The 22,480-nt window shown below is 61.8% G+C and carries 22 protein-coding genes; 17 read left to right on the top strand and 5 right to left on the bottom strand.

Going from position 1 to position 22,480, the window contains the following annotated elements; genetic code table 11:
• Window positions 1-20 precede the first annotated feature (20 nt).
• The 4 genes from ACP5H1_RS05900 (at window position 21) to ACP5H1_RS05885 (ending at window position 6,261) form a co-directional block, all read left to right on the top strand.
• Window positions 21-2,747, top strand: a complete 2,727-nt coding sequence (locus tag ACP5H1_RS05900; RefSeq protein ID WP_427972890.1) for an ABC transporter substrate-binding protein — start codon at window positions 21-23, stop codon at window positions 2,745-2,747.
• A gap of 86 nt (window positions 2,748-2,833) precedes the next feature.
• Window positions 2,834-3,844 (top strand): ABC transporter permease, encoded by a 1,011-nt coding sequence (locus ACP5H1_RS05895; RefSeq protein ID WP_427972887.1) that lies wholly within the window; start codon window positions 2,834-2,836, stop codon window positions 3,842-3,844.
• A 6-nt stretch (window positions 3,845-3,850) separates the two neighbouring features.
• The gene (locus ACP5H1_RS05890; protein WP_427972884.1) at window positions 3,851-5,221 is read left to right on the top strand and encodes an ABC transporter permease; all 1,371 of its coding nucleotides are present in this window, start codon (window positions 3,851-3,853) and stop codon (window positions 5,219-5,221) included.
• A gap of 53 nt (window positions 5,222-5,274) precedes the next feature.
• The gene (locus ACP5H1_RS05885; protein WP_427972881.1) at window positions 5,275-6,261 is read left to right on the top strand and encodes a Gfo/Idh/MocA family protein; all 987 of its coding nucleotides are present in this window, start codon (window positions 5,275-5,277) and stop codon (window positions 6,259-6,261) included.
• On the opposite strand, the gene ACP5H1_RS05880 is transcribed toward ACP5H1_RS05885, so the two are convergent.
• Window positions 6,250-6,678, bottom strand: coding sequence for a hypothetical protein (locus ACP5H1_RS05880; RefSeq protein ID WP_427972878.1), 429 nt, complete (start codon window positions 6,676-6,678; stop codon window positions 6,250-6,252). The genes ACP5H1_RS05885 and ACP5H1_RS05880 overlap by 12 nt on opposite strands.
• 58 nt (window positions 6,679-6,736) lie before the next feature.
• On the opposite strand from ACP5H1_RS05880, the gene ACP5H1_RS05875 reads away from it, so the two are divergent.
• Both ACP5H1_RS05875 and ACP5H1_RS05870 read left to right on the top strand, forming a co-directional pair.
• Entirely contained in the window at window positions 6,737-7,111 is a 375-nt protein-coding gene (locus tag ACP5H1_RS05875) for a hypothetical protein (protein WP_427972876.1), read from the top strand.
• 40 nt (window positions 7,112-7,151) lie between these two features.
• Window positions 7,152-7,361, top strand: a complete 210-nt coding sequence (locus ACP5H1_RS05870; protein WP_427972874.1) for a CopG family transcriptional regulator — start codon at window positions 7,152-7,154, stop codon at window positions 7,359-7,361.
• Here ACP5H1_RS05870 and cysC read toward each other — a convergent pair.
• Window positions 7,339-7,881: an adenylyl-sulfate kinase gene (cysC, locus tag ACP5H1_RS05865; protein ID WP_427972871.1), complete on the bottom strand. Its 543-nt coding sequence runs from the start codon at window positions 7,879-7,881 to the stop codon at window positions 7,339-7,341. The genes ACP5H1_RS05870 and cysC overlap by 23 nt on opposite strands.
• A gap of 111 nt (window positions 7,882-7,992) precedes the next feature.
• Here cysC and ACP5H1_RS05860 point away from each other — a divergent pair, with 111 nt between their 5' ends.
• Window positions 7,993-8,232, top strand: coding sequence for a hypothetical protein (locus ACP5H1_RS05860; RefSeq protein WP_013265974.1), 240 nt, complete (start codon window positions 7,993-7,995; stop codon window positions 8,230-8,232).
• 10 nt (window positions 8,233-8,242) lie between these two features.
• Window positions 8,243-9,406 (top strand): sulfate adenylyltransferase, encoded by a 1,164-nt coding sequence (gene sat / locus ACP5H1_RS05855; RefSeq protein ID WP_427972868.1) that lies wholly within the window; start codon window positions 8,243-8,245, stop codon window positions 9,404-9,406.
• Here the strand turns inward: sat and ACP5H1_RS05850 are convergent.
• Window positions 9,384-10,649 carry a hypothetical protein gene (locus ACP5H1_RS05850; protein ID WP_427972865.1) on the bottom strand — a complete coding sequence of 422 codons (1,266 nt, stop codon included), beginning with the start codon at window positions 10,647-10,649 and terminating at the stop codon, window positions 9,384-9,386. The genes sat and ACP5H1_RS05850 overlap by 23 nt on opposite strands.
• Before the next feature lie 135 nt (window positions 10,650-10,784).
• On the opposite strand from ACP5H1_RS05850, the gene ACP5H1_RS05845 reads away from it, so the two are divergent.
• The 8 genes from ACP5H1_RS05845 (at window position 10,785) to ACP5H1_RS05810 (ending at window position 21,117) form a co-directional block, all read left to right on the top strand.
• On the top strand, window positions 10,785-12,170 hold the full coding sequence (locus ACP5H1_RS05845; protein WP_427972863.1) for a hypothetical protein: 1,386 nt from the start codon (window positions 10,785-10,787) through the stop codon (window positions 12,168-12,170).
• Window positions 12,171-12,245: 75 nt separating this feature from the next.
• Window positions 12,246-14,570 carry a M1 family metallopeptidase gene (locus ACP5H1_RS05840; protein WP_427972861.1) on the top strand — a complete coding sequence of 775 codons (2,325 nt, stop codon included), beginning with the start codon at window positions 12,246-12,248 and terminating at the stop codon, window positions 14,568-14,570.
• A 64-nt stretch (window positions 14,571-14,634) separates the two neighbouring features.
• Entirely contained in the window at window positions 14,635-16,575 is a 1,941-nt protein-coding gene (locus tag ACP5H1_RS05835) for a S9 family peptidase (protein ID WP_427972919.1), read from the top strand.
• The gene (locus tag ACP5H1_RS05830) at window positions 16,572-17,096 is read left to right on the top strand and encodes an NUDIX hydrolase (protein WP_427972857.1); all 525 of its coding nucleotides are present in this window, start codon (window positions 16,572-16,574) and stop codon (window positions 17,094-17,096) included. The genes ACP5H1_RS05835 and ACP5H1_RS05830 overlap by 4 nt, the downstream gene beginning before the upstream one ends.
• Window positions 17,097-17,138: 42 nt before the next feature.
• A complete protein-coding gene (locus ACP5H1_RS05825) occupies window positions 17,139-18,059 on the top strand; it encodes a VIT1/CCC1 transporter family protein (protein ID WP_427972855.1) in 921 nt (306 codons plus the stop codon).
• A 67-nt stretch (window positions 18,060-18,126) separates the two neighbouring features.
• Window positions 18,127-18,894 carry a hypothetical protein gene (locus tag ACP5H1_RS05820; protein WP_427972852.1) on the top strand — a complete coding sequence of 256 codons (768 nt, stop codon included), beginning with the start codon at window positions 18,127-18,129 and terminating at the stop codon, window positions 18,892-18,894.
• Between the two features lie 74 nt (window positions 18,895-18,968).
• A complete protein-coding gene (locus ACP5H1_RS05815) occupies window positions 18,969-19,922 on the top strand; it encodes a heterodisulfide reductase-related iron-sulfur binding cluster (RefSeq protein WP_427972850.1) in 954 nt (317 codons plus the stop codon).
• Entirely contained in the window at window positions 19,915-21,117 is a 1,203-nt protein-coding gene (locus ACP5H1_RS05810; RefSeq protein ID WP_427972848.1) for an LUD domain-containing protein, read from the top strand. Before ACP5H1_RS05815 ends, ACP5H1_RS05810 begins: the two co-directional genes overlap by 8 nt.
• Before the next feature lie 65 nt (window positions 21,118-21,182).
• On the opposite strand, the gene ACP5H1_RS05805 is transcribed toward ACP5H1_RS05810, so the two are convergent.
• Window positions 21,183-21,341, bottom strand: coding sequence for a hypothetical protein (locus ACP5H1_RS05805; protein ID WP_427972846.1), 159 nt, complete (start codon window positions 21,339-21,341; stop codon window positions 21,183-21,185).
• A gap of 328 nt (window positions 21,342-21,669) precedes the next feature.
• On the opposite strand from ACP5H1_RS05805, the gene ACP5H1_RS05800 reads away from it, so the two are divergent.
• Window positions 21,670-22,008: a hypothetical protein gene (locus tag ACP5H1_RS05800; protein ID WP_427972844.1), complete on the top strand. Its 339-nt coding sequence runs from the start codon at window positions 21,670-21,672 to the stop codon at window positions 22,006-22,008.
• Here ACP5H1_RS05800 and ACP5H1_RS05795 read toward each other — a convergent pair.
• Window positions 21,944-22,333, bottom strand: coding sequence for an aldo/keto reductase (locus ACP5H1_RS05795; RefSeq protein WP_427972841.1), 390 nt, complete (start codon window positions 22,331-22,333; stop codon window positions 21,944-21,946). The genes ACP5H1_RS05800 and ACP5H1_RS05795 overlap by 65 nt on opposite strands.
• Between the last annotated feature and the right edge of the window lie 147 nt (window positions 22,334-22,480).

Here is a 22,480-nt window from a genome sequence, read left to right as displayed (position 1 = left end):
GTGGTAGCATGCGGCACGCGTTGAAGCTGGTCCTTGTAGCCTCCCTGTTCGTAGTGTTCAGCCTGGTGCTGCTCAACCCGCTCGCCTTCACTGCGAGGGCCCAGACGTCAGGGCAGCCCGCCTCCACAATAGTACTGAAGAGCTACTCCGGCCAAGACACCACAGGTGTCGGCGACTTTGACCACGGCTACATAGCGTTCTACGACTACGCAATACCGCCCTACAAGATGGGCACGCTGCCCTCAGGGGCGGTGGCCTACGAGATGCCCTCAACCTACTACGACGTGCTCCTGAACCCACTTGAGTACATACAGAACCCCAGCGGGCAGGAGGTCCTCAACCCGTTCTACTACCAGAGCGTCAGGTTCGCAATTAACTACATAGTTGACAGGAGCTACTTCGTCAACGATGTCCTCTACGGCTATGGGATACCGAGCCTGACCCTGTACGGCGGAGAGTACGAGATGCTGACCACCTCAAACGTGACCGCGAAGTTCTCCAACATAACCTACAACCCGTCCTACGCCAATGAGACAATCTACAAGACCCTCACGGCCCACGGCTACAAGTACATAAACGGCCAGTGGTACTACCCCAACGGACAGCCGGTGGTGATATACGTCTTCGTCAGGACCGACACCACTGTGAGGTCCACTTACGCCTCATTCCTGATAGGCCAGCTCAAGAACCTGGGCTTCCAGGTGCAGCCGATATCCGGCGACCTGCATAAGCAGATAATAGACGTATACAGCATGGTGCCTAACGAGACCGCCTGGAACGTGCTCATAGAGGCCTGGGGCGGCACCTATGGCTTCTACGACTGGGGCCTGCCCGCCTCGCTCTATGGGGCTGCGTTCGGTAACCTGCCCGCAAGCGACGCCTACGGCACGGCGTGGGGCCTCGGCGTCAACACGACCAACATACAGGAGCCCGAGCTGACCCAGGAGCTCAACATTATAGACAACCTGAGCCTCAGGCTTGCCTTCAGCGAGTTTACAAGCGAGCAGCAGTACTACGAGTTGATTAACACGATAAACTACTACGGCATAGTCTCAGCCATAAGGATCGGCCTGGGCATGAGCCTGATACCGATATTCGTCAACAGCAACATGGTGACCGGGCTGGTGCCCAACTACATAGAGGGCCTGGTAACGCCGTTCAGCTTCCTGAACGCCATGACCCCGACGGGCACCCTCACCATAGGGGTGAGGCACCTGGCCATGGGCAGCATGAACCCGGTGGCCGGCTTCACCGACGCCTACAGCGTGGCCACCGCCGCTAGCGTCTTCCTGCCAATAATATACTACATACCTGGCAACGGCTTCCCCGTGCCCGTCGACTTCACCTACAAGCTCGTGGCCCTGTCCCCTGTGGCCAACATAACCGTGCCCACGTCGGCCCTAATGTACAACGCGACCAGCATGAAGGTGCAGTACGTGCCCCCGAACACCACCGCTAAGGTGGCTGTAATAGTCAACTTCGCCCCGCTCCTGCAGAACGGCAGGTTCGTTGACGGCCAGCCGATAACGCTGGCTGACCTCATAGAGCAGTACCTGATAGCGGCCAACGCGAGCCTGTCAAGCAACAGCCCAATATACGACTCAACGGCGGCCGCAGTTTACGGCCCATCGCTGCAGCAGATAGTTGGGTTCGAGATACTCAACAGTACTTCGCTGGAGATCTGGAGCACCGCCTGGTGGTTCAACCCTGAGTACGCCGCCCTGAGCACCGTGGGCGACTTCATAATACTTGGCTACGCCGAGCCCGGAGGCGGAATGATGCCCTGGCCGCTCTACGCAGCCATGGCATACGTCGTGGCCCACGGCGAGGCCGCGTGGAGCTCGGGTGCCGCCACAAGCGAGCACGTCGACTGGCTCAACCTGGTGAACCCAACTGACGTGGGCAACGTGCTCAAGGCCCTGCAGCTCTACAACAGCACGGGCTACATACCCGAGGGCCTGCTCGAGGTGCAGGACCTGAGCGGCGTCCAGCTAGTTAACACGACGTTCGCCCACGAGTCCTACGCTGATGCCATAAACTACATAAACACCTACGGCAACGCGGTCATAGGCGAAGGGCCCTACATGCTGGTGGCCTATCAGCCCGGCCAGTACGCCAAGCTCGTGAAGAACCCGTACTTCAACGTTCCAGTGCCCAGCATACTGGCCAGCGCTCCGATGCTGTACTCCGTTCACGCGACCCTGCCGCCGCTGGGCATGGTGCCGGCCGGAGGCAGCATAAGCGCCACAGTCTACGGCACGCCTGACGGGACGAACGTCACGACCCCGCAGAGCGGCGTGTTCGTGATAGCGCAGTTCGTGACTCCTGAGGGCGACGTCGTAGCCCAGGAGAACCTGACCAGCGGCGCCGACGGCTCCGTGAGCATACCTGTGCCTGCGAGCCTCTCGCCTGGAAGCTACTACCTGGTGCTGTGGGCCTACACGCCCGTGAACATACTGCTTGACCCAGTGAAGGTGCCCATAACGGTGACCCCAATGGTGACGACGACCACAACATCAACCACGCCGGTAACTACGACCACAACATCAACCACGCCGGTAACTACGACCACAACATCAACCACGCCGGTAACTACGACCACGTCAACTACGACCACAACATCAACCACGCCGGTAACTACGACCACGTCTAAGCCAGTGACCATCTCAACTACACTGATAGTGGGAATAGTCGTCGTTGTAATAGTTATAATAGCTGCCGTGGCACTCCTGGCCAGGAGAAAGTGAATGGCCAGGGGTGACAGCCGCTAATGGGTTATAAGACTTTTTTAGCTAAGATCGCGATTATATACATTACTGTGCTTTTTGCCGCCATGGTTATACTCTATGTCTTTACCTACCCTGTCATCCAGAAGCTTTACACAGACTACGTGAAGTACTCGGCGAGCCAGCTGAAGACGGAGCTTATAAGGCACGCCAAGGGGAGCGTCAACCTGACCCAGGTCAACCTTGAGGTTGAGAGTTACGAGAAGTCCCTCGAGGCAGCCTACGGGCTCAACCAGCCCCTCATAGTAAGGTTCGCGCTGCAGATGAAGGCCCTCATCACGTTCCACTTCGGCGTCACGCCTCCAGGCGTCAGCTACCCGGGCTACACGTCATCTAATAACATAGCGCAGATAATCGCAGTAGCACTGCCGAGGACTATAATACTGTTCACGACCGGGACTGTAATAATAATTGCAGTGGGCACGCTCCTGGGAGTGCTCGCGGCCAGGTACCAGGGCTCGGCCTACGATAAGGCCATACCAGTGATAGCCGTCGTGCACCAGAGCCTGCCCACGTGGTGGATAGGCTTCCTGCTCATAGCGGGCCTGGCCTACGGCCTCCGCTGGTTCCCACCCGGAGGCATAGTGAGCGCCGGGCTAAACTTCTCCAGGGAGCCCCTTCAGTACGTGGCGAGCCTCCTGGACCACATGACCCTGCCGCTCCTGGCGTTCTTCATAGTTAACGTGGGAGGCTTCGCCTACGTGGTCAGGAGCCTGACCCTGGCAACAGCCAAGGAGGACTTCGTGCTCACGGCCAAGGCCAGGGGGCTGCCGGAGAGGAGGATAGTGTTCGGCCACATACTTAAGACTGCCTCGCCCTCGATAGCCACGCAGGCCATGCTGTGGCTGGCCAGCTCCTTCGCAGGAGGCCTGACCACGGAGATAGTGTTCGTGTGGCCTGGCGTGGGGCTGCTTACCTATAATGCAGTGCTTGAGTCGGACGAGGCGACAGTTATGGCAATAACTTACGTGCTGACCCTCGTGCTCGTAATAGCGCTGTTCCTTAACGAGATAATAAAGGGGTTACTGGACCCGAGGATAAGGGCAAGCCAAGGGTGAAGGTGAATGTCAGAGGAGGCAGGCTCAAGCTTCACGTTTTACCTGAAGTACGTGCTTAAGAGCAAGAGCGCCCTGGCGGCCCTGGTGATCATATTTGTGTTTGTCGGGCTCGCCGCCTACGTGAGCACGTGGCCCAAGAGCGTGGCTTTCAACTACATAAACAACCTCCAGTACTGGGAGAGCGCCTACCCAACGGTCGCAGCGCCTTCATGGATGGCAGCGCTGAGCCCCTCAGGCTACGCCCCCTCCCTGTACGTGAACCCCCACTCCATGAAAGTGTATGAGCACGTCGGCACAGTCTACGTGTATGAGCTCACGTACAGCTTTGACTGGCACTACTCAAAGGTCCCAACTGACGTTGTGTTCAACTTCGCCTCCAACACTACAATGCAGTACATGCTGGTGGAGTGGGTTAAGCCCTCAGGGTCAACGGTCAACGCCACCGTGACCGTGACGGGGACCGCTTACTCCTTTGACCTCAGCGCTCTGGCCAAGCCCCTCTCGGCCTACCTGCTCCAGAAGACGGGCACTGCGCCCACGGTACTGACCACGCAGGCCCTCGCGACGGCCCTGTTCAGCAACCTCTCCAGGAGGACCGTGGGCCCAACAGAGCTGGGAACGTATAAGGTGAACGTCTTCATAGCTACCGCGGGGCCCGCCAAGTTCAAGGTCGCCCAGGTGAGGGTCATGGGGAACGCCTACGGGGCGCTGGGCACCGACATCTACGGCAGGCCCATATTCCTCGGCATACTGCTCGGGCTCCCCAACGCGCTTGAGATAGGGGTTGTCACCTCGCTGCTGGGGGTGCTCATAGGCGCCTTCGTAGGGGGCTACGCGGGCTTCCTGGGCGGCAAGACCGATACCGCGCTCAACTGGTTCAGCACGGTCATACTCTCGCTCCCGGCCCTGCCGTTCCTGGTGGCCCTTGGGCTGCTGCTGAAGTCAGGCCTCTCAATAATGGAGGAGGCCCTCCTGATAACCTTCCTGAGCTGGCCGTTCTATGCAATAATAGCCAGGAGCGCGGCCCAGAGCATAAAGACCAACTCGTTCGTCGAGGCAGACAAGCTGATGGGCATACCCTCCTACAGGACGTTCCTGACCCACTTCCTGCCCAGGCTGGTGCCGTTCATAGTGGCCTACACGGTGCTCGGGATACCTGGGGCGATACTGCTCGTCGAGACGCTGGCCTTCATAGGCATAGCCCCGCCCAACATAGTGACGTGGGGAGGCATACTTGACGCCGCATATAATGCCAACGCCGCGCTCAACGGATGGTGGTGGTGGATACTGTTCCCGGGCCTCATGATAGTCTTCGTCAGCCTGCCCTTCGTGGTAGTGGGCTTTGTGATAGAGAGGGCCTCGTTCGGCGGAAGGTAAGTGCATAAGCCTTTTTTGCCAGGTTCCATCTTCCCCCTCCTCCAGGACCAGCGTTGAGGATAGCGGTTGTCGGCAGCAGGGGCTTCGGCTCCGTCCACCTGGCCGCCATGTCGAGGCTTAAGGACGAGGGCTTCGACATCGAGTACTACACCTACAGCTCCTCCGAGCAGGAGGCCAAGGCCATAGCCGAGAGGTTCGGGGCGGCGGGCTACTTCACGAACTATGATGACGTCCTCTCGTCAAAGGTCGACGCGGTTGACCTGGTCGTGAGCCACGACGCCCACATGCCCATGGCAACGAGGGCCTTCAGGGCGGGCAAGCACGTCATGCTTGAGAAGCCCATAGCTAGGAACATGGAGGAGGCGGAGGCCATAGTGAGGGCCGCCGAGTCCTCAGGCCTCAAGTTCATGGTGGCCGAGAACTACCACTTTGACGAGACGTTCAACGAGCTCTACAGGCAGCTGCCCAGCGTGGGCAGGGTTCACACGGTTATTGTGAGGGACATACACTACAACCAGCCGAGGACCTGGAGGAAGGTCAAGGAGCTCATGGGCGGCGGGGCGGTTATAGACGGCGGCATACACATGATACACGTCATGCTTAACGTCGCGGGCGACTACTCGTCCGTGTGCTCCATGGTCTACCGCACGGGCAGCGTTGACATGGAGGGGGAGGACGTGGGGGTCGCGATGTTTAACTTCAGGTCAGGCGCCAGGGGGGTCTACATGTACGGCTGGGCCTTCAGGAGCGCCGCCCCAGCCCCCATAATAGAGGTCTACGGCGACAAGGGGTCCATATACGAGGACCCCTCCTCCAGGCTCTTCCTGGAGTCCAGGGGCTTCAGGTACTTCGCCAGGCACGGGGACCTGGTGGTCAACGGCTCAAGGCTCGAGGTGGCTAAGAAGGACATGATAGGCGAGGAGGTAAGGGCGTTCGCCGACTACGTTGACGGCAGGAGGAAGGACAACCCGATGCCCACCGAGCTCGAGCTCAGGGACCTCAGGGCAGTCCTCGACATATACTCCTCCTCAAGGTGCTGACCACCTCCTGGCCCTCTCCACCTTGTCCTTAATGCAGAGAAGCGCGACGTCGTAGGCGTACTCCACGTCCCTCTGGGTCAGCACCCTGTACGTGGTGCCGCTCCTCAGCATGTAGTGCCTCCTGAGCACGGCCGGCACTATGGAGTCAAGGTCCTCGCCCCTCATTATCATGGCCGCCACCTCCCTCACGACCTCGTTGTTGCAGTCCCCAGGCCTGAACGGGGTGGACCAGCTCCTGACCTTTACTAGGCCCTCCTCGACGCACCTGGCCGCCCTGAAGTAAAGGGACTCGAACTGCTCGTCGTCCATGTCAAGCTTAAAGTCGTAGTGCAGGGCGGCCCTTATCATCTCCTTAGTCATCCCCAACGCTATGAGCCCCGCCACGGCCCTCAGGGTACCCCTGCACTCCTCGCTCATCTCGCAGCACACGCTAACTGTTTTATTTTGCGGCAAATTACGCCTTCGTGGCGGTCCAATGGACTGGCTGGCCGTAGAGAGGGCGATGGTAAAGGCGCCGTACCACGTTGACTACATAGTGCCCAAGGACTCCGTGCCCAGGCCCGAGGAGCAGTGCCTAGAGCCCTCCGTTGGGAAGCTCAGGGGGCAGCTGAGGGACTGGAGGGCCACGCTGAGCGACGGGAGCTGCCTCCACGTGCTCGAGTTCAAGCACTTCTACGTGGTGCACAGGGACAGGGCCAACCTAAACGACAGCGTGATAAGGCACGTGGCCCTGGACGAGCCAAGGATGGCAGTGCTCAGCTTTTGGCTCCCCCTGCTGGAGCTCCTCAGGGCGCTGCTCAGGGCCAGGAGGAGGAAGAGGCTGAGGGCCATGGGGGGCCCCTGCTACTAGCCTTATTAGCTTCACAGCCAGGCGCAGGCCGGGGACTGCTTTGACCGAGGAGAAGGCCCAGGTGTCCATACCCAGGGACCTCTACGAGAAGGCCAAGAACTACGTGGAGGCCCAGGGTACCTTCAAGTCCGTCGACGAGCTCGTGGAGTTCCTCCTCAGGCAGCTGCTGGAGGAGCAGGAGACCAGCGCCATGAGCAGGGAGGACGAGGAGGCCGTGAAGGACAGGCTCAGGAGGCTCGGCTACCTCTGAGCCTTGAAGTTATGAGGTTAACCAGCTTCTCGACGTTCTCTTCCACGCTGTTGTTTACGGTGTCAAGCACTAGGTCGGGGCTCAGCGGCTCCTCGTAGGGGTCCGAGACCCCCGTGAAGTGCCTGATCTCCCCTGCCAGGGCCTTCCTGTAGAGGCCCTTGGGGTCCCTCCTTATGCACTCCTCCAGGGGGCACTTGACGTAGACCTCGAGGAAGTCGGCCTCCTCGGATATTATCTTCCTGACCTCCTCCCTGGCGTCCCTGTAGGGGGAGACGAAGCTGCATATCACTATCACCCCGTTCCTGGCCAGGAGCCTGGCCACCCACGAGGCCCTGACCAGGTGCCTCACCCTCTCCTCCTTTGTGTAGCCCGCCTCGGGGTCTATGTGGGACCTGAACCAGTCGCCGTCAAGCACCTCGGCCCTGTAGCCCATGGCCCTGAGCCTCTCGGCCGCGGCGTTCGCTATTGTGGTCTTGCCGCTCCCCGGCAGGCCGGTGAGCCAGGCAACTAGACCCCTCAAGCCCCAGCACCGCCGAGTCAACGTGTCCCAAGGGGCTTTAAAGCGTGGGCTTTAATTAAGCTTAATTAAGCTTAAATATCCCTAATTAAATTTAATTAGACGGTGAAGTCAATGGCCAGGAGGCCTGAGGGCGAGAGGGGGAGGTACACAACAGTCTCAATACCGACCCCGCTCTACGACAGGATAAAGAGCCTCATAGCTGGCACCGGCTTCAACAGCGTCTCCCAGTTCGTCACGTACGTCCTCAGGGAGGTGGTAAGCGACATGGAGAGGGAGAAGGTGCAGAGCGCGGTGAGCGAGGAGGAGAAGGAGGAGATACTGAGGAAGCTCAAGAGCCTGGGCTACCTGTGAGGTGCCTGGGATGACATCGCAGCCCCACGGAGGAAGGCTAATTGACAGGGTGGCCAGGGGGCCCAGGGCGGAGAAGCTTTCATGCCAGGCCGCCGAGCTGCCGGCCGTTGAGCTCCCCGAGGCCCTAGCATATGACGTGGCCAACATAACGCACGGCGTCTACAGCCCCCTCGAGGGCTTCATGACTGAGGACGAGTACGAGAGCGTGCTGAGGAGCTCGAGGCTCACGAACGACCTCCCGTGGACCATACCCATAGTGCTTGACGTGGAGCCCAGGCTGGCCAAGGAGGTCCTCGGCTCGGAGATAGCGCTCTCCTACAAGGGCGTCAGGTTCGCCATAATGAGCGTCGAGGACGCCTACCAGTGGGACAGGAAGACCTTCGCCGAGAGGGTCTTCGGCACCACGGACCAGGCCCACCCGGGCGTGGCCCTCCTCTACAGGAGGGAGGGGCAGACCCTCATAGGGGGCAAGGTCGAGCAGTTCGCTGAGCTGCCCGAGCCCTTCGAGAAGTACAGGCTGTGGCCCAAGGAGACCAGGGTGCTCTTCGAGCAGCTGGGCTGGAGGAGCATAGCGGCGTTTCAGACTAGGAACGCGCCGCACATGGGGCACGAGTACGTCATGAAGGCGGCCCTTAGCTTCGTCGACGGCCTCTTCGTGAACCCCCTCGTGGGCTGGAAGAAGCCCGGCGACTTCACGGACGACGCCATAGTTGCTGCGTATGAGGTCCTGCTGAGGGACTACTTCCCCAGGTCGAGCTACGTCTTCAGCGTGCTCAGGATGAAGATGGTCTACGCCGGCCCCAAGGAGGCCATACACCACGCCATAATAAGGAAGAACTTCGGGGCAACGCACATAATAGTTGGCAGGGACCACGCGGGCGTCGGCTCCTTCTACGGCCCCTACGACGCGTGGAACATATTTAAGGAGTTCCCGGACCTCGGGATAACCCCGCTGTTCCTCAGGGAGGCTTTCTACTGCGTGAAGTGCGGCGGCATAGTTAATGACAAGATATGCCCCCACGGCGACGAGTACAGGAGGAGGATAAGCGGCACCGAGATAAGGAAGCTCCTCTCGGAGGGCCAGAGGCCGCCGGACTACATGATGAGGCCAGAGGTGGCCGACGCGCTGATAAAGCTCAGGGACAGGCTCTTCATAAGCTCCTCCTCTCAGTGAAGGCAAGTATTAAGGTTCCAACTATTATTGCGTCAACCGAGTAGCCCACTGCGTTGTTATAGAAGCCGTGCTCCAGCCTAATGGGCTCAAGCCTCAGCGGGCCCGCCGGCTCGGGCTCCCCGCTTGAGGCGCTGACGTTAAGCCCCTGCAGGGACAGCCCGTAGGATCCCAGGGGGCTCAGGGGGAACTTCCCCAGGAGGGAGGGGGTGACCACCGCGGGCCTTGAGGACGTGGCCCACCCTATGACGGAGCCGTTAGCCTCAAGGTAGCCCTGCACGGTCCCGTTGACGTAGACAGCTATGTAATCGCTCCCTGAGCCCACGAACAGCTGGCCGAGGTAAACTATGCCGTGGAGGAACGGGTACGCTGCTGTCAGGGAGAACGGGTAGTCCAGCGCCGCCGTGGTCTCGGCCTCCGGAAGTCCACCGTAGGTGTAGAGCACCGAGGCCCACCCCGATGGCGACCTAAGGTAAAGGGCGAGGCCGTTCAGGGTCCTGGCTGCCGCGAAGACGTAGGCCTCATCACTGTAGACATATGCCGTCCCGTTAAGTGATATCATGGCCTCCTGCAGGTCGTTGACCATCTCCGAGCCCGCCAGGAGCGGCGCCCCGTCGTAGTTGCCAACGTAGTCTATGGTGACGTTGCTGCCGTAGTAGTACGCCTGGGCCCCCGAGGGGTTCACGTAGACTAGGTAGCTGTCGCTGAACGCTACGGCAACCCCGTCGCTGAGCGGGGCCGCGCTGTAAGGGGGCACCAGGGTGGTGAAGTTGGTCGCGTACGCACTCAGCGAGCCGTTCCTCAGCGAGACCGCCAGGAGCCTGTAGGGCGGGAACGGGGTCGTGTTGAGCACGCCTGCCGCGGCAACGACGCCGTTTTGACAGGAGACGGCAGTGAGGTAGCCGTAATCATCAACGCTGTAGTACGTGGCCCCGGAGCCGCTTAGGTCCGCCAGCGAGGGCCTGCCGTGGGATGAGCCAGCCACTATGAGCTGGTCCCCCAGCTGGCACGCGGCCGTCGCCGTGACGTTAAGCGAGAGCCACCTGCCGTTGAAGTAGGCCACAGCCGTGCCGTTCCCATCAGCTACCACCCACCCGCTGCTCGGGCTGAAGTAGATGAGCCTGCGGCCCTCCAGGAGCACCCCCCAGTCGGCGGAGGCCCTCACGTAGGGGTAGGCGGCCGCGAAGATGGCCCCGGCTATCAGTATCGAGTAAACTAGGACCGCCACAGCCCACCTGGGTATCAAGCTGAGCCCCGTGCCCGGTCGCCTGTGAAGTTAAAAGCGGTGAGCAGGTGCGCGAGGGAACGGAGGCCCAGCGTCGCACTATGCAGATATACATATAACTCTTCCCGACACCTTAAGTTCCTTGAGGTGAAGTTATTGGAAACCAGGAGGGCCCTCGCAGCGGCCGCGTCATTGCTGCTGATAGCGGCCATACTCCTCTACCCCGCGACCTCGCTCGCTGAGGGCGTTCACGTCAACAAGAGCAACTACATCTACGTCTACCCCAACAGCGCGGTAGTCGTGGTGGTTAACGGAACGGCGTCGCTTGAACACGAGGCCCCCAGGGAGAACCTGAGCCTTGAGGTCACGTACTACAGCACCTCGACCTACCTGAGGCTCGCCTACAGCGGCCAGCTGCCGAAGAAGCACGTGCACTTCACGTTCGGCGGGATGGACGAGCTTGAGGGCAGCGGGCCGGGCCTGCAGTCGCTTAACGCCTCAGGATTCATTAACAGGACCTCCAACGGGAGGGTGTCGCAGCTCAGGCTCAACGGCACTGTGGCCGTGGTGGGCAGCGAGGGCCAGTTTGAAGCCAACCTGAGCCTCTACAGGCTCATAGAGGCGGTCACGTCGCCCTCGCCCGAGTACGTTATAACGTTAAATGTAAACGTGTCCCACACGCCGTACCCTGCGCCCATACAGCTGCTCAAGTACGAGAGCCTGAACACGACGGGCATAAACATAACTGAGCTTAAGGTCTACGAGAACTCAACCTTCACCGAGGTGCTGCTCAAGGCCGTGGTTAACGCCACGCCGGCGCCGCCCAACACCACCCTGGGCCTGGTGCAGGCCCTCATAGGGGCGGCCCTGACGCCTGGCTTCATAAACGGCAGCTATCACTATTACGTTAACTACCAGGCCAGGGTGGCCTCAGGCGAGGTCAGCTTCAACGCCTCCAACGACCTGATAGGGCTCCTGGGGAAGGCCTTAGCTGGGAGCGCGAACGCTCTGGCCCAGCAGGGCGACCTCCAGGAGGGCGTGGACCTAGGGGACTACGGCGGCTCCCTGGGCGAGCTGATTGACAACGCCGAGCCATTCCTCAACGCCACGTCTGAGCTCATAAGCTACATACAGCAGAACTTCAGGGTGGTGGTGCCCTCGACGGAGGAGATAAACGTGACAAGCTACGGCCACAACGTGTCGTTCAGCTTCAGGAGCCCCATGATAATAAAGGCCAACGCCAAGAGCCCCAAGGACACGCTGGTGGCCATACAGTACCTCTTCAGCAACGCCTCTCAGTTCTACGAGCAGAACGGGCTTGACCACATAGCTAAGGCCTTCGCCTCAGTTGAGGGGGAGGAGGTCACCCTAGTGGGCGTGGACGGCGTCACCGTGAGGCCGTCGCAGACCACTATAGGCAACCTGAGCTCCGTGACAGTAACTGTCCCGAGCGGCAGCGCGCCGGCCAAGGAGGTCATAGGAGGCTCCGCCGTGGTGGTTAGTCTCCTTCTGGTGGCGTTCTTCCTGCTCAGGAGGCACTGAGGTCCATCCTTTTTTGTGACTTCACAAGTGCTAACACTTTTTATGTAGCTATGTAACAGACCTCTGGGGCTAGGCTTGGCATTCGGTCCCAAGGCCACGATAAAGAGGTATGTAATATTCATGGACTTTGACGGCTTCAGGTACAGGGGCCACGAGTCCATAGAGCTTGAGACCCAGGAGGACCTGAGGCTTGACGCCAAGGGCGTGAGGGTGACCTCGGTTAGGGCCAACGGGTCCCCGGCCCAGTTCACGCAGGACGACGAGGGGGTCACGGTGAGGACTGGCAGGTTCTCCGGCACGCTTGAGGTCGACTTTGAGGGCGAGGCCGCCGAGAAGCTCGTGGGCATATACAGGGCCCCCTACGAGGGCGGCTACGTCATATCGACGCAGTTCGAGTCAGTTCACGCCAGGGAGATGTTCCCGTGCGTTGACAACCCGGCCTACAAGGCCAGGTTCAAGCTCTCGGTGAGGGTGCCCAGGGACCTCCACGCCATATCAAACATGCCCATAGAGAGGGTGACGCTCGACGGCGACAAGAAGGTGGTGGAGTTCATGGAGACGCCGCCCATGTCAACCTACCTGCTGTACATAGGCATAGGCAAGTGGGAGGAGGTCGTTGACAGCGGCGGCCGCTACGTGCTGGCCACCGTCCCGGGCAAGACAAAGTACGGCTCCCTGGCCCTGTGGGCGGCCAGGAACAGCGTGGACTTCTACGAGAGGTACTTCGGCATACCATACCCGCTGCCCAAGATGCACCTCATAGCCGTCCCGGAGTTCGCCTTCGGCGCCATGGAGAACTGGGGCGCCATAACCTTCAGGGAGAGCGCCCTCCTCGCGCCTGAGGACGCCGACATGGCCCAGCGCAGGAGGGTCGCCGAGGTGGTGGCCCACGAGATAGCCCACCAGTGGTTCGGCGACCTGGTCACCATGAAGTGGTGGGACGACCTCTGGCTTAACGAGAGCTTCGCGACATTCATGAGCTACAAGGCGGTGAGCTCCTTCGCCCCGGAGCTCCTCATGTGGGAGAACTTCCTGCTCGGCGAGACCGACGGCGCCATGGTGAGGGACTCCCTGAGCACCACGCACCCGATACACGTGGAGGTCTCCTCGCCAGATGAGATAGAGGAGATATTTGACGACATAAGCTACGGCAAGGGGGCAAGCATACTCAGGATGGTCGAGTACTTCCTTGGCGAGTCCTTCAGGAAGGGGCTGTCTTCGTACCTGGAGCACCACGCCTACTCAAACGCCGTGGCCCAGGACCTCTGGACGGCCATACAGCCGTTCACCTCGGTGCCGGTGGCCGACCTCATGAATGACTGGATCACGAAGCCCGGCTACCCGTACCTCAGGGTCACGGTGGAGGGCAGCAAAGTGAGGCTAGAGCAGCACAGGTTCTCGCTCTCGGGCAAGCTCGAGGACCTGACGTACATGGTGCCAGCCACCATTGAGGTCAACGGCAGGAGGGTTGACGCCATATTCAGCTCCAGGGTCCACGAGGTTGACGTTGGCGAGGAGGTGAGGCAGCTCAAGGTGAACCTTGACAGGGCGGGCTTCTACAGGGTCCTCTACCCTGACCTCTCAAGGCTCGCCAGGCTGAACCAGTTTGAAACCTACGGGCTCCTCAACGACTACTACTACTTCATGCTTGCCGGCATCGTGAGCAGGGGCGACTACCTCAGGGTAGTTGACATGAACTTCAACGTCCCCGACTACCTGCCAGCCCTTGAGCTGAGCAGCGAGCTCTTTAACCTGTTCCTGGTGAACCCCGCCGTGTTCGCCCAGAGGGCCATAGACTACCACAGGTCGCAGTTCGCCCTCCAGTCCAGGAGGCCCGAGGAGCAGTACAGGGAGCTGGCTGGGAGGGTGGCCAACAGGCTGGCCATAATGGACCGCTCCTTCGCCAACGAGCTCGCCTCCCAGTTCGGCAGGGAGGTAGACCCGAACATGAGGCAGGCGGTCTACACGGCTTACGCTGTGGCCACCGGCGACCTTGAGGGCCTGGTTAGGGAGCACGGGAGGCAGCAGCTGGACTCGGAGAAGATAAAGGTCCTCTTGGCCGCGGCCCAGCTCAGGGACAGGTCGGCCCTGCAGCAGGCCATAGAGTGGATAGCCTCAGGGAAGAGGCAGGACATGCTCTACGTGCTCACAGTTGGACTCAACCCGGACGGCAGGGACCTGGCCTGGGGCTGGCTCAGGGACGGGGGCCTCGACAGGCTGGAGAAGGCCTTCGAGGGGACGGCTATAGCGCAGAGGTGGCTCATGGGCTACCTGCCGTTCATAGGGCTCGGGAGGGAGAAGGAGGTCAGCGACTTCTTCGCCTCAAGGCCAGACGGCAGGAGCGCGGAGGTAAGGGGAGGCCTGGAGATCCTGGAGGCCTACTCAAGGCTGAGGCAGTGAGTCCTTAAGGCCTCAGCTTTTATTTTTCCCACGGCAGCGATACCTGGGGTTCAAGTTGTCCGGCATGTCGCCTGAGGACCTCTCCAAGCTCACCCTAGTCTCAAGCCCGGCGGCCTCGCCCGACGGCTCCAGGGCGCTGTTCGTCGTCTCAAGGCCAAACCTTCAGCAGAACAGGTACGACAGCTCCATATGGCTCTACGACGGCAAGTCCTACTACCCCGTGACCTCGGGCCCCGGGGACTCCTGTCCCGCCTGGTCCCCGGACGGCCAGTCCATAGCGTTCATAAGGACCGTGAGGCAGGAGGGGCAGCCGGCCCAGACCTCAGTCATGTTAATGAGGCCGGGCTACGAGCCAGTGCCCCTCTTCACCTGGGGCTTCGGGGCCTCAGCGATATCGTGGTCTCCCACGGGGAGCTCAATCGCGTTCCTGGCCAGGAAACCGCTGGGGCAGGGCGAGTGGAAGGACTACTCCAAGAGGGAAGCCCTGGTGATAGAGAGGCTCCCGCCATTCTTCAACGGGGAGGGCTACATATTCGACAGGCCCAGGAACATCTACCTGGTCAGCGCCAACGGAGGGGAGCCCAGGAGGCTGACCTCCCACGCGCTTGACGTGAGCGACTTCGCCTGGTCCCCGGACGGCAGGAGGATAGCGTACGTCAAGCAGCTCGAGGAGGTACACGCCCAGTACGACGAGCTGAGGCTCCTTAACGTTGAGACTGGCGAGGACGTGCAGCTCCTCTCCAAGGTCTCAATAGCTGGCCTGGCCTGGTCACCGGACGGAAACAGCATTGCCCTGCTCATGCACAGGTTCGAGAGGGGGCTCTCGAGCCACTACAAGCTTTACTCATATAACTTGAGGACCGGGGAGCTGGCCAAGGTAGAGCTTGGCCTCGACAGGAACCTGCTCAACAGCGTCAACAGCGAGGCCAGGGGGCCCTCGTGCACTAAGCCAATACAGGCCTCGGGCGGCTGGCTCTACTTCAGCGTCAGCGACGCCGGCAGGGCGTGGCTTTACAGGGCGACCCTCAGCGGCAAGGTGGAGCCCGTGCTCAGGCCCGAGGACGCGGTGATTGACGACTTCAGCGTGGCCCAGTCCTCAGACGTAGTCTACTACACGCAGATGAACGAGTCCGAGCCCGCGGAGCTCTACGTGCTCAGGGGGACCTCGGGCAGGAGGCTCACGTCCTTCAACGACGACTTCCTGAGGCAGGCCTCGCTGCCGAGGGCCCTCAAGGCCAGGGCCAGGGCGAGGGACGGCGCGGAGCTCGACTTCTGGGCGCTGCTGCCAAGGGACGCCAAGGGGAGGGTGCCGTGGGTGCTCTACATACACGGGGGGCCTAAGACGAGCTACGGCTACGGCTTCATGGTCGCCTTCCACGTCCTAGCCTCTGCTGGGATAGCCGTGGTCTACGGCAACCCGAGGGGGAGCGACGGCTACAGCGAGGACTTCGCTGACATAAGGGGCAGGTGGGGCACGGTTGACTACGAGGACCTCATGGCCATAGCTGACGAGGCCACGAGGCAGTTCCAGCAGCTCGACCCAGGCAGGGCCGGCGTGGCAGGCGGGAGCTACGGGGGGTTCATGACCAACTGGGTGATAACCCACACCTCAAGGTTCAAGGTGGCCATGACGGAGAGGAGCTGCGTGGAGTTCTACAGCGACTGGGGCACCAGCGACATAGGCTGGTTCTTCGACGAGGACCAGCTGATGGCTCAGCCACCTTGGAAGTCGGCCGAGCAGTACCTCAAGGCGAGCCCTATGACCTACATAGAGTCAGTTACAACACCGCTGCTCATAATGCACGCCCTTGAGGACTACAGGTGCCCCGTGAGCCAGGCGCTCCAGCTCTTCACCGCGCTCAAGGTGCTCGGCGTTGAAGTTAAGCTGGCCCTCTTCCCCGGCGAGGACCACGACCTGACCAGGAGCGGCAGGCCAAAGACCAGGGTCGAGTACCTCAGGCTGATGCTTGACTGGATGAAGGGCCACCTGGGTGAGGGCAGGTGAGCGAGCCAAGGCTGAGCTCAAGCGAGGAGCTCTGCTCGGGGGCCAGGGTGAGGCTCGAGAGGGTGAGGTTCTCCTACAACGGCAGGGAGTTCGACGCCGACAGGGTCATCTTCGGCCTCTCCGTGGCCGTGCTCCCGGTGCTTGAGGACGGCAGGGTTATACTTGAGAGGCAGTGGAGGCCCGCCACCGGCTCCTGGGTCCTCGAGGTCCCCGCGGGCAGGGTGGAGCGGGGCGAGTCGCCAGAGGAGGCAGCCGTGAGGGAGCTGGAGGAGGAGACGGGCTACAGGGCCTCAAGGCTGACAAAGGTCTACGAGGCCTACGTGAGCCCGGGCTACAGCGATGAGGTGCAGCACGGCTACATAGCTGAGGGCCTGACGAGGGTTGGCCAGAGGCTTGAGCCCGACGAGGTCATAAGGCTCGCCTTCATGAGGCCCGAGGAGGCCCTTGGGCAGGCGAGGGACCTCAAGACCATAGCCCTGCTGGAGGCCTACGTCAACTTAAGGCGGGGGCTAAATCTGTAGAAAGATATAACGCTCACGGGGCCACATGGTTTCAGGCGAGCCATGCAGTCCCAGCTAAGCCTAACTGAGGAGGACATGAGGAAGGTGGAGGCCTACTGCAGGGACGAGCTGAGCACATACCTGCTCTACGAGGCCCTGGCGGACGAGGAGGAGGGGGAGCTGTCGCAGAAGCTGAGGCAGGCAGCTGAGCAGGAGAGGGAGCACTACCTCTTCTGGAGGTCCCTCCTAGGCAGGGACTGCCAGGCGTCGCCGCCGGGCAGGGCTTTCAGGGTGCTCTACAGAATCTTTGGGCCCGTGTTCACCCTGGAGGCCCTGGAGAGGAGGGAGGCCAGCGCCGCGAGGGAGTACAGGAGGTTCATGCCGAGGATGCCCCAGGAGCTCAGGCCAAGGCTTGAGCAGATAATAGCCGACGAGGAGGGCCACGAGTCGGAGTTTCTGAGGGGGCTTAAGGACGTCAGGGTTGAGTACCTGGGCTTCGTCGCCCTGGGGATGGCTGATGCCATAACTGAGCTAGTTGGCGTCTACGCGGGCTTCCTGGGGGCCACGGCGAGGACTCTCATAGTTGGGCTCGCCGGCCTCCTGGTGGGCTTCTCGGCGGCCATATCCATGGCCGCGGCGGCCTTCCTGCAGTCGAGGCAGGAGGGGACCACGAGGCCAGGCCTAAGCGCTGCGGCCACGGGCCTCTCCTACTTCGTGACCGCCCTGCTCCTGGGCATACCTTACCTGCTGCTCAGCAGCACGGCCGAGGCCCTGGCGGCGTCCCTGCTGATAGGCATAGGGGTCCTGGCCGCTTTCCACTTCTACAGCGCCACCGTCAACGGGACCAGCTTCGCGAGGGAGCTCGGCCTGGGGCTGCTGATACTCCTCGGGGCGACGGCGGCGGGCCTGATCTTCGGCGACATAATAGGTAGGGCCTTCCACCTCACGGGCCTCTTCTCTGTGGCGCTTCAGGCCCTGAGGTAGCCTCATACCTCTTTTATTGATCTTCACTAATTAGGCCACGAGGACAGGTAACAGGCGGGGGTCTGCCTTGTCCCAGTCAAAGGTTGACAAGTACACCGTAATAGAGCTGAGGCTGACGGACGCGGAGCTGGCGGCCCTTGAGAAGAGGGCCAAGGACGCCGGCTACCAGGACGTGAGGTCGTACCTGGAGGCCATAGTGAAGGGCGGGGGCCCGTCCCCTCCGGCCCAGGCGGAGAGCGTGGAGGGGCTGGCCAAGAGGCTCGAGAGGCTAATACAGGACATGCTGAACCCGTTCACCCAGAAGGTGGACGACCTGGCCAAGAGGCTGGCCCAGATAGAGGAGGACATAGAGTCCCTGAAGCAGGAGAGGCAGGCCCAGCAGCCGCAGGCCGAGAGGAGGGAGGCAGAGGCTGGCGGCAGGCAGTCGGGCGGCACGGCGGTCGAGAGGCTGAGGAGGCAGGGCGTGGTCTTCCAGGAGGAGCTGCCGTGGCTCAAGGCCCCCGACAAGTTCTTTGCCAAGCTGGGCAGGGAGGGGGCGGTGGTGCTCACCCTGAGCGACGGCAGGGCCGCGGTGGACCCTGAGTTCTGGAAGAAGTTCGTGGCCGAGGTGGAGTCCACCTCGCTCAAGGACCCGAGGCAGGTGAGCGACAAGGTGCAGGTCGACCTGGGCGAGAGGGCGGCCGCGCTGTTCAACAAGATGGTCAGGAGCGGCCTCATAATATACGACGAGGACACCAAGAAGTGGAGGGTGGCCAAGACTGCTGGGAAGGGGGGCGGCGGGCCGCCGGAGTACGAGGCCGAGGAGGACGAGGAGGACGAGGAGGGCTACCTCTGAGGGCGCGTTCCACGGCTGGTTACGTAAACACTGTGCAGACAAGCTAATTAGCTTGAACAGGCCTCAGGGGACCAGTGTCGGGCTTGAAGTTCGCCGAGCTCCTTAACCTCATGGCAGAGCTCGACGAGAGGACGGGCTACCCAATGCCTGTGCCCCCGGGGTTCGCCTCGAAGTGGTCCGAGGGCCTTGGCCTCGGGAGGAGGGGGAGCGGGAGGCTGCTCTTCACCGGGGCCCTCTACCAGCTGGTGCCCTACATAGAGGGCACTGTGGAGCTCCTCCGAAGCCTTGAGAGGGCGGAGGGGGTAGGCTGGGCGGCCCTGAGGGCCGCGAGGGTGGCCTCAAGGAGGCTCGACCTCTCGCTGCTGGTCAGGCCCGACCCCGAGCTCGTGGAGTGGTCGGCGAGGGTCCTGAGGTCAATAGCGAGGCTCCTGCTGGCCTCCGGCGTGGGGTTCGACTACGTGCCAGAGCTCTCAGACATGTACAGCGGGGCCCTGCTGAGGGACTACGGCATGGCTGAGGCCTTCAGGAGGCACGCCGAGAGGGTTGTGAAGGCTGTGAGGTCGGCCGGCTACGAGGAGCTCATAGTGGTGGACCCGCACACCATGGACACCGTCACCAGGGGCTACCAGGAGGCCCTCGGGGTGGGACTCAGGGCCGTGAACTACATGGAGCTCGTGAGGCCCACCGCCAGGCGCGGGCTGACGGTGACGGTGCACGACTCGTGCGTGTACGCCAGGAGGCTCGGCGTGGTCGACAGGCCCAGGGAGCTCCTGAGGGAGGCGGGCGTCAAGGTGACGGAGGTCAGCAGGTCCGGCAGGTGGACCTACTGCTGCGGCGGCCCCCTGGAGGCCCTCCTCCCCTCGCTGGCCCAGGCGGTGGCAACCACCAGGGTCAGGGAGCTGGCGGCCGCGGGCGACACGGCAGTAACCATGTGCCCCATATGCTACGTGAACCTCCGCAGGGCCTCTAGGTCCTCGGGGGCCTCCATAAGGCTCCTTGACCTGGCCGAGGTGATAGGCGGTGAGTGACGAGCTCCTCGAGGGCTACGCCAGGGCCATACTGAGGGCCCTGGAGGACCCAGACCTTCAGGAGGCCCTCCACACCTACGTGCCCGGCTCCGAGGAGAGGGTGAGGAGGTTCCTGGAGTCCAGGCCCGACATAGTCCAGCTGGCCAGGGAGGTCAAGGCGATAAAGGAGTACTCCATAGCCCACATGGACGAGCTCATAGACGAGGCCATGAGGTCCCTCAAGTCCGTGAACGCCGTCCCCCACTACGCCGCCGACGCCAGGGAGGCGAGGGAGCTGGCCCTCAGCCTGGTGGGCAAAGGCAAGGTCGTAGTCATGTCGAAGTCCATGACTGCCGAGGAGCTAGGCGTAAGGGAGGCCCTGGAGGAGGCCGGCAACGAGGTCTGGGAGACCGACCTGGGGCAGCTGCTCGTGCAGCTCGAGGGAGGGAAGCCCATGCACTCCACAGCGCCGGCGATACACATGACCGTGGCCAGGGTGGCGCAGCTGCTGAGGGACAGGCTTGGCCTGGACGTCAGCCCCAGCGACGCGCCCCAGCAGATGGTGGCCAAGGTGAGGCAGTTCCTCAGGTCCAAGTTCGTCAGCGCGGACGTGGGCATAAGCGGGGGCAACGCGTTGGCCGCCAGGGAGGGCGCCCTGCTGCTGGTCGAGAACGAGGGCAACATAAGGATGGTCACGAACCTGCCGAGGCTTCACATAGCATTCGTGGGCGTGGAGAAGCTAGTCCCAACAATTCTGGACGCCTTCAAGGTGATACTCGTGCAGGCGGCCTTCGCAGGCCTCTACCCGCCCACCTACGTGAGCCTCATAGCGGGCCCGAGCAGCACCGGCGACATAGGGCACAGGAGGGTCTACGGCGCCCACGGCCCCGTGGAGGTCCACGTGGTCCTCGTGGACCACGGCAGGAGGGCGGCCGCCAAGGACGTGGTGCTCAGGGAGCAGCTCAGGTGCATAAGGTGCGGCTACTGCCAGTTCGTCTGCCCCGTGTGGGGCCAGGTGGCAAACAACTGGGGAGGCTCAACTTATGGAGGGCCCATGGGCGTCAACTGGACCGCCATAACCGAGGGGGTTGACAAGGGCGCCGCCCTGGCGATGCTGTGCCTCGGCTGCGGCAGGTGCGACGTGGCGTGCCCCGTCGAGATACCCATCTCGGGCATACTCGCCGACCTGAAGAGGAGGTTCACCTCAGCCCTTTGACTTGCTCACCCTGAGCTGGTGGCTCCTGGAGAACTCAAAGTCGATGAGCCTCCTGAGCAGCTGCCTCAGCTCGCCCTCGCCCACCTCATAGGTGGCGTTCCTGAAGCCGTGCTCTGTGACCGAGAACCTGCCCCCCTCTTAGAGACCTCAAGCCAGCGGTCCCCCTTGAAGCTCTCGACCCTCAGGGTCTCGCCGTCCTTGAGTTTAAGCGACTGGGATATCACCAGCCTGTCGGCGGAGCCCGCTGGGACCCAGGGCAGCCCAGCTCACCTCGGCTCGTGGGGGCATATGGAATAATACGTTTAAATTACTACTGAGAGTAGTAACAAGGGCTCCCCATGTCAGGCAGGAGGCTTCCAGTGATAGTGGCAAGTGCAACGGCGACAATGTTCACCTGGGGGTCGTGCTCGCGCTGGCGCCGCTGCAGACCATGGCCATAACTGTCGTGCTCAGCTACGCCCTCACGGCCCTGTTCATACCACAGTACTTGGTGGCCAGGTCGTCGCTGATAGCGTTCGAGTCCTGCTCCTCCTCAACGGGGTCTTCGGCGAGATGGCCTGGGCGGCCAGGGTCGTCCTGGAGCCAGAGCTGTTCCCCACGAGGCTCAGGGCCACCGGGGTCGGCGCAGTGAGGGCGGCGGCCTACGCCCTCTACACGGCCTCCATATTCTTCACGCAGGCCTTCAGCGAGTTCTCATACCTGGTCTACAACGTGGGCCTCTGGGCGCTGGGCCTCTCCGGGGCCGCCCTCTGGCTCGCCAGGGGCATGGACACGGCGCGCAGGCCCCTGAGGCCATATCAGATATACAGGTCCCCGCGGGGAAGCGCTAGCCCTTGCCCTGCAGGGCCTCGTCTATGGCCTTCATGTCATCGTCCTTCAGGCTCACGCTGAGGGCCTCCACGGCCTCGTCTATGTGGGAGGCCCTGGTGGCGCTGGTTATGGGTATTAGCGTGATGCCCAGCTGCTCCGACCTCTTGATCACCCAGGCCAGGGCGAGCTGGGCCATGGTTATGCCCTTCGAGTCCGCGACCTCCTTCATGGCCCTCAGCGCCGCGGCGGTCCTGTCGCTGAAGTACCTCCTGCGTATCTCATCGGTTATCGAGGCCCTGCTCAGCTCCGGCACGACCCACCTGTTCTCCTTGAAGTCGTAGTACTTGCCGTAGCTAGCAGTTTCCGGTAAGCCGTGAAGTTTATACCATTTGATATCATTTACCATTCACGACCATCCCTTCACGAAAGTTCATAGGCTTCTCCATTACTGTCATCATGCAGAGGAGGGCGCCACAGTGAGCTCTGTGAGCAATGTGAGGGGGAGGAGGGCGCCCTATGAAGCTCCCCGCGTCCTCGAGGGGAGCGGTTCAGC

The sequence above is a fragment of the Acidilobus sp. genome, from assembly GCF_049973875.1.
GTDB lineage: Archaea > Thermoproteota > Thermoprotei_A > Sulfolobales > Acidilobaceae > Acidilobus.
Note: the sequence above shows the minus strand (reverse complement) of the source record. Positions and strands in the feature narration are given on the sequence as shown.